Below are 13936 nucleotides of genomic sequence, written 5' to 3'. Positions count from 1 at the left end.
CTATTTTATCTGTTAGCGGATGGTGGAATGAGCACAGGTTTGATACAGTTGTCCAGTTTTTCGGAGAAAATATGGTATGCATCGGCAATCTCCTCCAAGGGCACCCGATGGGTTATGAGCGCTTTTGGATCTATCAGCCCATCTTGTACATGTTTGATCAATTTGGGCAGCAACCTCTTTACCGAAGCCTGGTTGGCGCGGATGGTAATACCTTTGTTCACCACATTTCCTATGGGCACCAAGTTGTCCGTAGGCCCATATACACCGACTATTGAAACAATACCACCTTTCTTTACACCGTTGATAGCCCAATGTAGTGCGGTAGCGGACCCGGCTTGGAGCAGTAATTTTCTGCCCGTGATTGTTTGCATCACATCTCCAGCCGCCTCTGCACCCACTGCATCAATACATACATCGGCCCCCATCCAGTCGGTTTCCTTTTTGATGAAAAGCACAGGGTCATCCATGGATTTAAAATTATAGACCTCGCATTGGGCGTAATTTTTCGCAAATTCCAACCGGTATTCTATATGGTCGATGACAATCACTCTTCCCGCTCCGAAGAGCCATGAGCACTTTGCCGCCATGATGCCAATGGGCCCGGCACCGAAAATCACTACGGTATCGCCTTTTTGGATCCCTCCCATTTCGGCTGCCTGATAGCCGGTAGGCACCACATCGGTCAACAATACGGCATCATCCGGATCCATTCCTTCGGGAATTACCGTGGGCCCCACGTTGGCATAGGGAACGCGGACATATTCTGCCTGCCCGCCATCATATCCCCCTGCTGTATGAGAATACCCGAAAATACCCCCCACAGCCGTGGCCTGGGAGTTGGCTTCATGGCAATTGCCAAAAAGGCCTTGCTTGCAGAAAGCACATTTGCCGCAGGCGATATTGAAAGGCACCAGCACATTGTCCCCCACTTTCACGTTGGTAACATCACTGCCGATTTCCTCCACCACGCCTACAAACTCATGGCCGAACGTAGAGCCTACTCTTGTATCAGGCACCAGTCCATTATAAAGGTGCAAATCAGAGCCGCAGATGCATGATCTCGTCACTCGGACAATGGCGTCTTCGGGATGTAGGATTGTAGGCTCCGGTTTTTTGTCTACTCGGACCCTTTTGGGGCCCCTATAATTCATTGCTAACATGGCGGTTGGTTTTGTGGTTGTGAAAAATTGAAAATCCTTCCCTATTTGAAAGGCAAGTCTTTAAAACTTAAAGCAAAACCATGCCACCACCTAATATTTATGGAATTGCCGACTTCCTGTATAAATTTATTAATCAGTCATTTGCAGTTCCACAACTGCCACATTTACAAGACTTAGCATATGGATAACTGAATTGATTTTTTAACCTTGCCAAATTATCTATTTCATATTTCTTTATTGCGATTCGATAAAATAGCTTTAGCTTAGCATACATAATTTAATTATCGCCCTTATGATGTATTCATTTATTTTTAAATCAGCCACTGAATTGGCAAGCCTCATTCGTGAACAAAAAGCTAGTAGTGAGGAAATTGTCAAAGAACACCTGGATTATATAAAATCCACCAATAATAAATTTAACGCCCTCATCAGTATTTTTGAGGAAGAGGCGCTGGAAACAGCCAGAAGCCGCGATGTTGAGGCGAAAAATGGACAGTTTTTGGGTCCACTCCATGGCGTGCCAGTTACGATTAAGGAGCAGTTTTGGATTAAAGGAAAAAGCAGCACGGCAAACTTCAAAATGCTGAAGGATTTCGTGGGCCCTGAAGACGCGGTGGTTGTGCAGCGGATCAAGGCCAGCGGGGCCGTGATCTTGGGCCAGACTAATGTGCCTCAAAATCTGTTGGATTTTCAGGTCTGGGGAGATCTTTACCCTGAAGGGAAAAACCCCTACAACCTTGTCCACACGCCTGGAGGCAGTACAGGTGGCGGTGCTGCGGCCTTAGCAGCAGGATTTACCCCCTTGGAATTGGGCACCGACTTTGGAGGTTCGGTGAGGATCCCGGCAAGTTTCTGTGGGCTTTATGGTCTGAAACCTACAGATAAAACCGTTCCCCTGCACGGCAACCTTCCCCTCCCCAAAGATGCCAACACCTTCCTGATCCATATGGCACAGGCGGGGCCGTTAGCCAGAAACTTGGACGACGTGGAAACGCTTTGGAAGATCATCAAAGGACCTCATGAAAGCGACCGCAACATCCCCTTGATCGATTGGAAAAAGCCGGTGGATAAACCGCTTTCTGAATACAAAATAGCCTGGACGGACTCCTGGCCAGGCTATGAAACCAGCAATGAGGTTTCATCCAAGCTCAAAGACCTGATCGGCAAATTGGAAAAAGAAGGCACCCAAACCCACAATCAGCCCCCAGTAGGCAACCTGCATGAAGACAGCCTGAGGCTCTTTATGAGCTTGTTTCCTTATGTGATCAGTAACGGGACCCCCTGGTTTGTAAGGGCCATAATCAAATTCCAACTCAAAAAAGGACTGCTCAAAGGAAGTCCGAGATATTGGGATGTTCTGAAAAAAGCCTTCAAGCTAAATATCAACCATTACGCCGAAGTGATGCTTACCAAGAGCAAGCTTACCCAAAAATGGGAGGAGTATTTTAAGGAATATGAGTTTCTAATTTGCCCGGTCGCTTTTGGCCCCGCCTATGAGCGTTGCAAACTTGGGAGCAAATTGAAATATGAAGGCAAGGAGCTGAATTATCTGGATTATGTATTCCCGTATTTGGCCTGTTTCAATGCCTCTGGAAACCCTTCTGTTACTATTCCATTGGGACTTAGCAAGGAAGGCCTGCCCGTGGGAGTCCAAATTGTAGGCCCTCACTGGAGCGAGCCGCAACTTTTGGAATTTGCAAAAAAAGTGGCTTCCCTGACTGAAGGATTCATCCAGCCAACAGGGCTGTTCGAAACAGAAACAATTGCGGATGAAATGAGTGTTTAAGGATTGAACACTTGAGATGATTTTATGCAATCCATTGATATTAAGGCCACAGATGGTTTCCTGATCAAAGCCTGCTGGTACTCCCCCACCACCCCAAATGAGCGGGTGGTGGTTATTTCCGCTGCCACGGGGGTAAGGCAGGAATTTTACGGTCCTTTTGCCTCACACTTGGCCGATCTGGGATATACGGTATATACTTACGATTACAGGGGAATAGGGAAAAGCTCTCCTAAAAACCTTAAGGGCTTTGACGCTACCATGAGAGATTGGGCGTCCAAAGATTTCAAGGGCGTCACTGAATATATCCACTCCCATCACCCCACTTTTAGCAAATTTATGGTTGGGCATAGTGTCGGAGGGATTTTTATGGGATTGAGTGATGCATATCAAGGCTATGACGGTTTTATCACCGTGGCGGCACAGCACGGCTATTGGAAGCATTTTGACTTTCACTACAAGCCCTTGGTTTTATCGCTCTTTCATGTGATTCTCCCGACTTTCAACAAACTTTATGGCTATTTCCCCTCCCATTATGTCAATCTTGGAGAACCCCTGCCTTATGGGGTAGCCAAGGACTGGCGGATATTAATCACGCATCCCAATTCCATCATGGAACTGGCGGCCATGTCAGAAAACCATTACGCCGACATCAGCCAACCTTTCCTTTCCATCAGCATTGATGATGACCTAATGGCTCCCAAAAAGGCTGTGGACCGCTTTGCAAAATCGATTATAAGAAATGCATCAGTAAAACGCGTCCATGTTAACCCCAAAGATCATGATTCAAAATCCATTGGGCACATCAACTTTTTCCGGAAAAAATTCAGCGACAGCTTGTGGAAAATCCCCATTGAGTGGCTGGAAAGTTTCCCTAAGTGACCTGGGTCACCTTTAAGCCAAGAAATTTCCTCTAAATTTGAGTTTAGGAAATAGAATAAAATGGATTGGAAGAAAGAGATCAAAAGCTGGGGGATTATTCTCATCGTATTTGCAGCACTTTATTTTACTGGTTTGATTACCCCTATTGTGGGGGGACTCCAGTCTATGATGTTATCCACTGGGTTGATTAAACCGAAAGTATTGCTGGAGAATAAAGAAAATGAACCTTTTGACTTCAGTGGCAGGCTTACCGATATGGAGGGCAACGTGGTGAATTTACAGGATTTCGAAGGCAAAACCATATTTATCAACCTTTGGGCTACCTGGTGCCCGCCGTGCAGGGCGGAAATGCCACATATTGCTGAACTTTACAAAAAAGTAAGTCATCGCGAGGACATTGAGTTTTTGATGATTGCCTTGGATGATGATTTCCAAAAGAGCAAAAATTTAATTGAGAAGAAAACTTGGAGCTTTCCTGTTTACCATGCCAGCCATGGCTTAAATGGGGCACTTCAAAGCCAATCCATCCCCACCACCCTGGTGGTGAGCCCGGCTGGAGAAATTGTCTTCTACCAGGAAGGCATGAGCAATTTTAACACTAGGGAGTTTGAAGAGTTTTTGCTAGGCCTTTAAGGCTTACTTACAGCAAAGCTTTTTGATTCATAACTAATTTTTATTTATTTTTAACAAACCTATTAGTTATGAAAAACCTATTACTTATCCCTTTCTGCATTGCTTTCTTGGCCTGTGGAAATAAAAATGAAGTAGAAAGTGAAGCGACTTCCTTCACATTGGAAAGAGTCGATTCTTTCCAGGTCGATTATCTCACACATGTGAGAATCCTTGATTATAGCCCAGAGGAGGATATATTTTTGGCCTTTTCAGAAGGAGATGATAATTTTATCGAACTGGATCCAAATGGAAAAATCCTCAAAACCGTGAATAGAAAAGGAGAAGGACCCGACACCTTTGGCGCCCGCAATCCTGTAGCACTGAGCTTTGGCCCACATGGAGAACGAATGGTCCAAACCTCTTTTCAATTGATCAGCTACGACCAGGATTACCAGCAAACCCATAAAAGCGGCATCAGGAATATGTTGCCGGTTAGGGCAAATGTTCCTTTGGGCAAAAATCAATTTTTCAACTTGGATGGGGACTACCATTACCTAGTAGGCCCTTCTACTTATTTATCAAACCACGCGCTTATCCATGATGAAGAAGGAAGAGATACACTTCAAAACTTCCTGGTGCTGAATTTTGAAACTGGAGCATTACAAAGCGCAGTTCCCTATGGACCGGAAGGTGTATACAAAGAAACCGACCATATCTATTACAATCTTATGGGAAAATCATATTTTATCCAAGATGATGAATTATTTGTGGCCCAAAACCTGGGAAGTTCAATCCAGGTATATGATCTGAAAAATGACTTTAAACTTTCCCGCCAAATTCCGATTTCCCATAAAAACTGGAAAAAAGCCACTCCAATACCTCTAGGCAGCAATAGTGATATGGATAAAGTAAATGCCATCTTCCACACTTCTGGCCGAAATAAATCCCTATACCCCATAAATGAGAATACCTTCTTGCTGAGTTATTATACGGGCATAGCTCAAAGTAAATATGAAACCTTTCGATCGGAAGGCATTTCTTTTATGCCCAAGAATCTTCGGGATGAAAACAAACTGCTGATTTTTAGAGACGGCAGGCAACTTGAAGGGGAAATCGATCTCCCTTCAGGCACCATGCTATTCTCCTTACCCGGTGACCGTCTTTTGGTACTCGATGAGACCAATGAAGATGTAGAAGAAGAATTTACAAAATACAGCATTTATCAGTTAAAAGAAGGTAACGCCACTTCCTCCCAATCCTTCCAATAATTTGTTTAATTTTGCAACTTATTCCAAAATCGAAAACATCCGCTTATAAATGGCTGAATATAATTTTCAAGAGATCGAGAAAAAGTGGCAGGCATACTGGGAGCAAAACCAGGTTTTCAATGCCCAACCAGACACTTCCAAACCAAAGTTTTATTCCCTTGACATGTTTCCCTACCCTTCCGGGGCAGGGCTGCACGTGGGACACCCACTTGGATACATAGCTTCTGACATAGTTACCCGATTCAAAAGAGCGAAGGGCTTTAACGTTCTCCACCCGATGGGGTACGATTCTTTTGGACTTCCCGCGGAACAGTATGCCATCCAGACTGGCCAGCATCCTGCTCTCACGACCGAGGAAAATATTTCACGCTACACCCAGCAGTTGAAAAACATCGGGTTTGCGTTTGATTGGTCAAAAGAGGTAAGGACTTCCGATCCCAGTTATTACAAGTGGACCCAGTGGATTTTCATGCAGATCTTCAACTCCTACTATGATCATAAGGAGAGAAAGGCCAAAAGCATCCAGTCTTTGATCCAAAAGTTCAAAGAAGAGGGAAACCTGAATGTAGATGCAGCCTGTGATGAGGACACCCCATTTTTTACTGCCCATGAGTGGAATGAATTTACGGAAAAGCAACAACAGGAAATGCTGCTCAAATACCGCCTGACATTTTTGGCTGAAACCACCGTAAACTGGTGCCCGGCTTTGGGAACTGTTTTGTCCAATGATGAGGTAAAGGATGGGTATTCGGAAAGAGGCGGCCACCCAGTAGAGCGGAAAAAAATGATGCAGTGGAGCATGAGGATCACTGCTTATGCGGAAAGATTGCTTCAGGACCTGGAAACTGTGGACTGGGCAGAGCCAATCAAAGAAATGCAGCGTAACTGGATAGGCAAATCCATTGGTGCTGAAATGACCTTTAGAGTAGTAGGCAAGGCTGAAAAAATTAAAGTTTTCACCACCAGGATTGACACCATTTATGGAGTCACCTATTTGGCCCTAGCTCCGGAAAGCGAACTTGTGGATGCTTTGACTACAGAGGAGCACAGGAAAGAAGTGGATGAGTACGTGGCTGTGGCTAAAAACCGCTCAGAAAGAGACCGAATGACCGATGTAAAGCATATCACCGGTGTTTTCACGGGCTCTTATGGCGTCAACCCCTTCAACGGGGAAGAGCTGCCCATCTGGGTTGCGGATTATGTACTGGCCGGGTATGGCACCGGGGCCGTCATGGCCGTCCCTGCGCATGATGACAGGGACTATGCATTTGCGAAGCATTTTGGCTTGGAAATCCGTCAGGTAGTGGAAGGCAGCATGGAAGATGGGGCTTTTTCTGCCAAAGATGGAAATATCATCAACTCTGACTTTTTAAACGGCCTTTCTGTCAAGGAAGCCATGAAAAAAGGCATAGAGCACCTCGAGGACAAAAAGCTAGGTAAGGCCAAAATCCAGTACAGAATGCGTGATGCGATTTTTACCCGCCAGCGGTACTGGGGCGAGCCCTTGCCAGTTTATTTCAAGGATGGCCTTCCTTACCTGATTGATGAAAAAGACCTGCCTTTGGTTTTGCCGGAGGTGGATAAATATTTGCCAACTGAGGACGGTGAACCGCCTTTGGGACGTGCTGCGGACTGGACCTACAAGACTTCTGAAGGGGAGTTTCCATTGGAAAAAAGCACGATGCCTGGCTGGGCGGGTTCTAGCTGGTATTTCTTCCGATACATGGATCCAAAAAACGAAAATGCTTTTGCCGATAAGGACAAGCTTGATTACTGGGGCAATGTGGATTTATATATTGGCGGAGCCGAGCATGCCACGGGACACCTGCTCTACAGCCGCTTCTGGACCAAATTCCTCTATGACTTGGGATTGGTAAATGTGAAAGAACCTTTCCAAAAAATGATCAACCAAGGCATGATCCAAGGAAGATCAAATTTTGTCTACAGGGTGAAAGGCACCAATAAATTTGTAAGCTACGGACTGAAGGATGAATACGATACCTCCGCCATGCATGTGGATGTCAATATTGTATACAATGATCAATTGAATCTGGATAAATTTAAGGCTTGGAGACCAGACCTGAAGGATGCCGAGTTCATTTTGGAAGATGGCAAATACATCTGCGGGTCAGAGGTGGAAAAAATGTCCAAGTCTAAATACAATGTGGTCAACCCTGACGATATTATTTCAAGATATGGTGCTGACACCTTGAGGCTTTATGAAATGTTCTTAGGGCCATTGGAGCAGTTTAAGCCATGGAATACAAACGGCATTGACGGGGTCTTCAAGTTCTTGAGGAAACTTTGGAATCTCTATCATGACAATAATGGAAATTTGGCCATTTCGGACGAAAAGGCCAGCCCAGAAGAATTGAAGTCTCTTCATAAAACGATTAAAAAGGCTGAGGAGGACATGAAAAATTATTCATTCAATACTTCCGTATCCAGCTTTATGATCTGCGTGAATGAGCTCACAGCTTTGAAATGCAACAAAAGGGAGATCTTGGAACCGTTGGCCATTGTGGTAGCGCCATATGCCCCGCATATCGCTGAAGAGCTTTGGTCTAGGTTGGGTCATACCACTTCAGTGGTAGAAGCTGGATATCCTGAATTTAAGGAAGAGCACCTGGTGGAAAACAGCCATGAATATCCTGTTTCCATCAATGGCAAAATGAGAACCAAGCTCGCCTTACCATTGAGTTTGAATAAGGCTGAAATTGAGGAAGCAGCCATGCAAAACGAGGTGGTGCAAAAATGGCTAGAGGGCAACCAGCCCAAAAAGGTCATAGTGGTGCCTGGTAAAATTATTAACGTGGTGGTTTAAACTTTAAAACCTGCCAGGATCTCTCAAAATAAAGGAATCCTGGCAGGTTTATATTTCCCTAAAAAAACTCAAAGAAAGGGCCTTGATCATTGATCTTGTCAGTGGTTCTTTCACTTCTTTTGATCCGTCCTTCCTTCATCCACGTACTGAAATCGGTATTCACTTCTTGCTCGGATCTTTTGGACCGAATTGAGTAATCCTTGGCCGAAAAGACCTCTCCTTTTTTGTAATATTTATCCAAATCGTAAGGCATAACTTAAAGGTTGTTTAGGGTTGTACAAATGAAAACAGGATCCCCACTTTATTTATTAGGGATCAATATTATTAAACAGCCAAAGAAATGAATTGTTATACCGAACGAATGGGCCCAATTTGAAGTTAATCTTTATACACCTTATACTAAAATCAATAAAAACTGGAGGCCGATCTACCCTCCCTTAAACCAACCTATATGAAAATCACAGAAAAAACCATCGTAGGCCTTACTTATGAACTTAAAGTCACCAAAGAGGGAGAGGAATCTGCTCCTTTCAGTGTGGAAGTAAGAGATGAGGAGGATCCTTTTTATTTCATCTTCGGCCTTAGCGGTCTTCCAGAGAAGTTTGAGACCTTATTGGAAAACAAGCAACAGGGCGATTCCTTTCAGTTTACCTTGAAGGCTGAAGAGGCATATGGCCAAGCTGATGACGAGATGATCATGTCCATTCCGAAAAACCAGTTTTCTGCCCAAAACGGTTTCACTCCGGAAATGCTCGAAGAAGGCAATTTCCTTCCCTTGGCGGATGAGGAAGGCAATTCCATGCAGGCTAAAGTTGTAAAGGATCTTGGAGAGGAAGTTTTGTTGGACTTCAACCATCCTCTGGTAGGATTTGACCTACATTTTGTGGGGGAAGTTCAAGAGGTAAGAGAAGCCACTGACGAGGAGATTTCCCATGGGCATGTTCATGGCGAACATGGACACCAGCATTGATAAGTACGAAAATTCTCGTTATTCTGATACCCCATCCGAAGAGCAAAGCCCGGAGGGAGGGTCACGAGAGGAAGAACAATTAAATAACAAAAGAACCTTTCAATTGCTCCTCGGAGCGTCATGTCCTGCGATGTACTTAGTACCTGGTACTTAGTACCCATTTGCAAATATGAAGATAAAAAGCCAAGACCTCGTTTGTGTCTTGGCTTTTTTAGTTGAAAATCAGGGCAATAAATAGTAAATTGAATAATGGAAAAAGAGGAAATCAAGGATCAGGCCGGAGAGCCATTTACCGAATATAGAAGGTACACCTATGCGGATTATTTAAGTTGGCAATATGATGAAATGGTGGAGCTTATTAAAGGCAGGTTGTTTCGAAATGCTGCGGCACCAAGAAGAGTTCATCAGGAAATTTCAGGAAAAGTATTCAACAAACTTTTTACTTTTCTTGAAAGCCTCCCATGCAAGGCATATGCTGCCCCATTTGATGTTCGGCTTCCGGTTAAATCAAAAAAACATGAGGACATTGACACCGTAGTGCAACCGGACATCTGTGTAGTGTGCGACCCAGATAAATTGGATGAATTGGGCTGTGTGGGCGCTCCAGATTTAATCATCGAGATCCTTTCCCCCGGTAACAATAAAAAAGAGCTTAAGTACAAATATGAAGTTTACGAAGAGGCCGGGGTAAAAGAATATTGGATCATTCAACCCGCTGAGCAAACTCTCTTGACCTATACATTAATCAACGGTAAATATGTACCGTCCAGGCTTCAGACCACAGGGGACTTGGTGGAATGCAGGTCTCTGCCTGGATTTTATTTGGATTTGGAATATGTTTTTCGTGACCTGGATTAACGTTAAAGTTATTGGGGAGAAAAAGAAATAATGTTTTCTTCTTGAAATGAAAGTCCGATGTAGTCACCTTTTTGATACAACCTATTTTGGTCCTCGACTTTCCAAATCACATCCGAATCTTTCAGCCGAACCGTCAGCTGGGTATAATGAATCAAATACTGGGCTGAGATAATTTCCGCCTCAAGCCTACCATCCACCTTTTCAATTTTCACATCTGAGGGCCTTATAAAAGCCTCACCATTGCCTGGTATGGGATTGAGGTGGCTGAAAAGCTGGGCTGTGTATAGGTTTTTGGGCTTCCTGAAGATATCCCTAGGAGCACCTTTCTGCACCAATTCCCCATCTTTCAGGATGAAAAGTTTTTTACTCATCAAAAGGGCATCATCCAGGTCATGCGTCACAAAGATCACCGTCATGTCGGAATCCTCAAAAATATGCCTCAACTCTTCGATCAGCTCCCTTTTCTGAATGGTATCCAAGCTGCTGAAGGGCTCATCCAGCAGCAGTACCTCCGGCTCAATACTCAGTGCCCTGCCAATGGCTACCTTCTGCTGCTGCCCTCCGGAAAGCTGTTTGGGCAATTTATGTCTAAAGGCATGGAGATTCAACATTTGTAGAATTTCCTCAACCCTTTCCCGCCGGTAATCTTTGTCATAAAGCAAAAGTGGCCTACCTATATTTTCCTCCACCGTGGAGTTGAGGTAAAGTTTGTATTGTTGGTGGATAAGTTTGATTTCATCATAGCCTGCCACCAGCTTTTCCGCAGGGTTTAAGATTTTCTCATCCTCCAGATACACCCTACCCTCATCCTGGATTTCCAGCCCTGCGATAATCCTTAGCAAAGTACTTTTGCCGGACCCACTTTCACCCAAAACCGACACCACCTCCCCTTTTTTGAGGGCAAACCCTACCTGCCTTAAGGCAATATTCTTCTCGTCATATTGCTTGGATATGTTGTCTATTTTGAGGTAACTCATTTGGATATTTCTGCTTGGGTCTTTTTGGGAAGGCTTTTGAGCACTAGAAAGTAGGAATGATCGGTAAGCTCGACAAACAGCTTTTGAGGGACAGATCCATCACATGACACGGTATTCCAGTGTTTTTTGTTCATATGATATCCGGGTACTATTCCGGAATGCATTTCGCGCAACTCCACAGCCCACTCGGGATCACACTTATGGTTTACACTTTCGAATGATGATATGTCGGTTATGGCAAAAATCTTACCCCCGACTCGGAAGCAAAGGGTATCCTCATCAAACGGGGTGTCCTCGGTCACTCCAGGCAAGCTGAGACAGTAATCCCTAAAAAACTCGATATGCATATAAATAAAGGAAAAAGCAGGGAGAGCATCCCTGCCTTATAATATTTTAACTACATTAATCGCTTAATGATCCAAAATATCACCGCAAAGAGAAACACAAGAATGGATATTTTATTAATTCCATGCATCATCCTGAGGTTGAAATTGGACTTTTGGTTGGGATCAGGTTTTCTGAATACTCTGAAGAAGTAATTCCCAACTTCACCAAGCTGAAAGAACTCCTGGATTCTATTTTTAGCCATAATTACCGATGTCTTCTATTTACCTATTAACCCAAGCGCTCTGTTTCAGGTTCAATCCACTGTCCATCTTTTCTGATAATGTTGATTAGCTCATCTACCGCTTTTTCTGAAGGGACTGATCTTTTCATGACCTCCTTGCCTTTATACAAGGTAATCTTGCCCTTTCCGGATCCAACATACCCATAATCGGCATCAGCCATTTCACCCGGCCCGTTGACTATACAGCCCATAATACCGATTTTCACCCCTTTCAGGTGATCTGTGCGCTTTCTGATCATGGCAGTGGTCTCTTGCAAGTCAAATAGGGTACGTCCGCAGGAAGGGCAACTGATGTATTCAGTTTTGGACATCCTCGTCCTAGCAGCCTGCAATACTCCAAAGCTGACCGAATTATGCAATTTGACCTGAGAAAGACTTTCTTCACGGGATCTTCCACCTACTTCGCTCATTCCCATCATCACACCATCACCAAGCCCGTCAATTAGCAAGCCCCCAAAATCAGTGGCGGCATATAGCATCGTTTGGTCACTATCCAGGCCTTGGTAATCGGTTCTGAAAATCACCGGCAATTGAAGGTTTTGCTCGATAATGTTTACCATAGCTCTTCTCAGTGCAGGCATTTGGTGCCTATTCTGGGTGAAAAGGATCAATACGATATTCGTGTTTCCAGCTAAATCCTGTGCTAACGTCGCCGTTTCTTTATCTTCAATTAGTAGGAAATTAAGAGAAGGATGAAGCTTTTCGGCGGCTTTAAACTCCTGAAGGGAGTAAACTGGAAATTTATTAGAATCCTGGCTATTCCAATTACTGAAATGCTGGATTTCTTTTAAGCCATTGGGAAGCATAAATGGAATTGGATTCTTGTATGTAAATACAAAATCAGCCCCCTGGTCATTCATTTTCCACTTATCCAGCTCAGGCAGATAAAAATGTCCAATGTTTTTCAGATCCTTAATGGTCACTTCTGAAAAGGAAGACAGGTCCGCCAAAACCCTTGGCACATTGCTTCCTCCGATATTAAAAACCTCCTTGGTCACTCTCCGAGTGTATTCAAATGGGTTTATTGGATATCCCTCAATATCAGAAATGGCTTCATGCTCAGCTCTGTCTTGGTAGCGGTCTATCAATGCCTCCGCTACAGGCGCTTCAAATTCAGGATCCTCTGTAAGAGATACCCTAACCGTATCTCCAAGGCCATCTTCCAAAAGCGTCCCAATGCCCACGGCCGACTTCACCCTGCCATCTTCACCATCACCTGCCTCAGTCACTCCAAGGTGCAATGGATAGGGTTTGAACCCGCCTTCTTCCAGCTTTTGCACCAAAAGTCTATAAGCTTGAACCATCACCTGCGTATTGGAGGATTTCATGGAAATTACAATGTTGTAAAATCCTTCATCCTCACAGATTCTCAAAAATTCCAAGGCCGACTCCACCATACCGAGGGGAGTATCCCCATAACGGCTCATTATCCTATCCGACAAAGACCCGTGATTGGTCCCGATACGCATGGCCGTACCATGCTCTTTGCAGATCCGCACCAAAGGTAAAAAACGCTCCCTGATACGGTCTAGCTCTTCTTGGTAGCTTTCGTCTGTGTACTCAAGAACCTCAAATTTCTTTTTATCTGCGTAATTTCCCGGGTTGATACGGACTTTTTCCACAATCTTGGCAGCTATCTCGGCGGCATTGGGAGTAAAGTGAATATCCGCTACCAAAGGAACGTGATACCCTCTCTTGGCTAGTCCATCCTTAATGTTCTTTAGATTTTCGGCCTCCTTCATACTAGGGGCCGTGATGCGGATCAGTTCGCAGCCACTTTCCACCATGCGGATACACTGCTCTATTGAACCCTCTGTATCCATGGTATCCACAGTAGTCATAGACTGCACCACGATTGGATTATCCCCTCCTATCATCACATCTCCTACACTTACGGGGATTGTTTTTCTTCTTGAATAAGAAGTAAGGCTGTTGCAGTACCTTATTTTTTCAATTAAATTCTTCGTATCCATC

Annotated in this window: 13 protein-coding genes; 7 read left to right on the top strand and 6 right to left on the bottom strand. The window is 44.3% G+C overall.

The window, feature by feature from the left end:
• Positions 1-5 precede the first annotated feature (5 nt).
• Positions 6-1160 (bottom strand): zinc-dependent alcohol dehydrogenase, encoded by a 1155-nt coding sequence (locus KIH41_RS07865; protein WP_213943557.1) that lies wholly within the window; start codon positions 1158-1160, stop codon positions 6-8.
• Positions 1161-1452: 292 nt separating this feature from the next.
• Between KIH41_RS07865 and KIH41_RS07860 the strand changes: the two genes are divergently transcribed.
• From KIH41_RS07860 to leuS, 5 genes are all read left to right on the top strand, one after another.
• On the top strand, positions 1453-2946 hold the full coding sequence (locus KIH41_RS07860; RefSeq protein WP_214162073.1) for an amidase: 1494 nt from the start codon (positions 1453-1455) through the stop codon (positions 2944-2946).
• A gap of 24 nt (positions 2947-2970) precedes the next feature.
• On the top strand, positions 2971-3825 hold the full coding sequence (locus tag KIH41_RS07855) for an alpha/beta hydrolase family protein (protein WP_214162072.1): 855 nt from the start codon (positions 2971-2973) through the stop codon (positions 3823-3825).
• A 60-nt stretch (positions 3826-3885) separates the two neighbouring features.
• Complete coding sequence (locus tag KIH41_RS07850; RefSeq protein ID WP_214162071.1) at positions 3886-4458, top strand: TlpA family protein disulfide reductase; 573 nt, start codon at positions 3886-3888, stop codon at positions 4456-4458.
• A gap of 68 nt (positions 4459-4526) precedes the next feature.
• On the top strand, positions 4527-5705 hold the full coding sequence (locus tag KIH41_RS07845) for a hypothetical protein (RefSeq protein ID WP_214162070.1): 1179 nt from the start codon (positions 4527-4529) through the stop codon (positions 5703-5705).
• Between the two features lie 49 nt (positions 5706-5754).
• On the top strand, positions 5755-8529 hold the full coding sequence (gene leuS, locus KIH41_RS07840; protein ID WP_214162069.1) for a leucine--tRNA ligase: 2775 nt from the start codon (positions 5755-5757) through the stop codon (positions 8527-8529).
• A 58-nt stretch (positions 8530-8587) separates the two neighbouring features.
• Here leuS and KIH41_RS07835 read toward each other — a convergent pair whose 3' ends face one another.
• Positions 8588-8782, bottom strand: a complete 195-nt coding sequence (locus tag KIH41_RS07835; RefSeq protein WP_143962245.1) for a hypothetical protein — start codon at positions 8780-8782, stop codon at positions 8588-8590.
• A gap of 198 nt (positions 8783-8980) precedes the next feature.
• Between KIH41_RS07835 and KIH41_RS07830 the strand changes: the two genes are divergently transcribed.
• Positions 8981-9499, top strand: coding sequence for an FKBP-type peptidyl-prolyl cis-trans isomerase (locus KIH41_RS07830; protein ID WP_214162068.1), 519 nt, complete (start codon positions 8981-8983; stop codon positions 9497-9499).
• Positions 9500-9748: 249 nt separating this feature from the next.
• Complete coding sequence (locus KIH41_RS07825; protein WP_213943550.1) at positions 9749-10357, top strand: Uma2 family endonuclease; 609 nt, start codon at positions 9749-9751, stop codon at positions 10355-10357.
• Positions 10358-10365: 8 nt separating this feature from the next.
• Here KIH41_RS07825 and KIH41_RS07820 read toward each other — a convergent pair whose 3' ends face one another.
• From KIH41_RS07820 to ispG, 4 genes are read right to left on the bottom strand one after another with little or no spacing between them, the layout of a single operon-like run.
• Complete coding sequence (locus KIH41_RS07820; RefSeq protein ID WP_214162067.1) at positions 10366-11334, bottom strand: ABC transporter ATP-binding protein; 969 nt, start codon at positions 11332-11334, stop codon at positions 10366-10368.
• Entirely contained in the window at positions 11331-11681 is a 351-nt protein-coding gene (locus tag KIH41_RS07815; RefSeq protein ID WP_214162066.1) for an MmcQ/YjbR family DNA-binding protein, read from the bottom strand. Before KIH41_RS07815 ends, KIH41_RS07820 begins: the two co-directional genes overlap by 4 nt.
• A gap of 50 nt (positions 11682-11731) precedes the next feature.
• Positions 11732-11923 (bottom strand): DUF6728 family protein, encoded by a 192-nt coding sequence (locus tag KIH41_RS07810; protein ID WP_213943547.1) that lies wholly within the window; start codon positions 11921-11923, stop codon positions 11732-11734.
• 26 nt (positions 11924-11949) lie between these two features.
• The gene (gene ispG / locus KIH41_RS07805) at positions 11950-13935 is read right to left on the bottom strand and encodes a (E)-4-hydroxy-3-methylbut-2-enyl-diphosphate synthase (protein ID WP_214162065.1); all 1986 of its coding nucleotides are present in this window, start codon (positions 13933-13935) and stop codon (positions 11950-11952) included.
• Position 13936 lies beyond the last annotated feature (1 nt).

This window comes from Litoribacter ruber, from assembly GCF_018500185.1.
In the GTDB taxonomy this organism is placed as follows: Bacteria; Bacteroidota; Bacteroidia; order Cytophagales; family Cyclobacteriaceae; genus Litoribacter; species Litoribacter ruber.
Note: the sequence above shows the minus strand (reverse complement) of the source record. Positions and strands in the feature narration are given on the sequence as shown.

What these genes read in the sequence shown, in the direction of transcription:
- KIH41_RS07865 (WP_213943557.1), bottom strand. Translation starts at nt 1,160, where the DNA reads ATGTTAGCAATGAATTATAGGGGCCCCAAAAGGGTCCGAGTAGACAAA.
- KIH41_RS07860 (WP_214162073.1), top strand. Translation starts at nt 1,453, where the DNA reads ATGATGTATTCATTTATTTTTAAATCAGCCACTGAATTGGCAAGCCTC.
- KIH41_RS07855 (WP_214162072.1), top strand. Translation starts at nt 2,971, where the DNA reads ATGCAATCCATTGATATTAAGGCCACAGATGGTTTCCTGATCAAAGCC.
- KIH41_RS07850 (WP_214162071.1), top strand. Translation starts at nt 3,886, where the DNA reads ATGGATTGGAAGAAAGAGATCAAAAGCTGGGGGATTATTCTCATCGTA.
- KIH41_RS07845 (WP_214162070.1), top strand. Translation starts at nt 4,527, where the DNA reads ATGAAAAACCTATTACTTATCCCTTTCTGCATTGCTTTCTTGGCCTGT.
- leuS (WP_214162069.1), top strand. Translation starts at nt 5,755, where the DNA reads ATGGCTGAATATAATTTTCAAGAGATCGAGAAAAAGTGGCAGGCATAC.
- KIH41_RS07835 (WP_143962245.1), bottom strand. Translation starts at nt 8,782, where the DNA reads ATGCCTTACGATTTGGATAAATATTACAAAAAAGGAGAGGTCTTTTCG.
- KIH41_RS07830 (WP_214162068.1), top strand. Translation starts at nt 8,981, where the DNA reads ATGAAAATCACAGAAAAAACCATCGTAGGCCTTACTTATGAACTTAAA.
- KIH41_RS07825 (WP_213943550.1), top strand. Translation starts at nt 9,749, where the DNA reads ATGGAAAAAGAGGAAATCAAGGATCAGGCCGGAGAGCCATTTACCGAA.
- KIH41_RS07820 (WP_214162067.1), bottom strand. Translation starts at nt 11,334, where the DNA reads ATGAGTTACCTCAAAATAGACAACATATCCAAGCAATATGACGAGAAG.
- KIH41_RS07815 (WP_214162066.1), bottom strand. Translation starts at nt 11,681, where the DNA reads ATGCATATCGAGTTTTTTAGGGATTACTGTCTCAGCTTGCCTGGAGTG.
- KIH41_RS07810 (WP_213943547.1), bottom strand. Translation starts at nt 11,923, where the DNA reads ATGGCTAAAAATAGAATCCAGGAGTTCTTTCAGCTTGGTGAAGTTGGG.
- ispG (WP_214162065.1), bottom strand. Translation starts at nt 13,935, where the DNA reads ATGGATACGAAGAATTTAATTGAAAAAATAAGGTACTGCAACAGCCTT.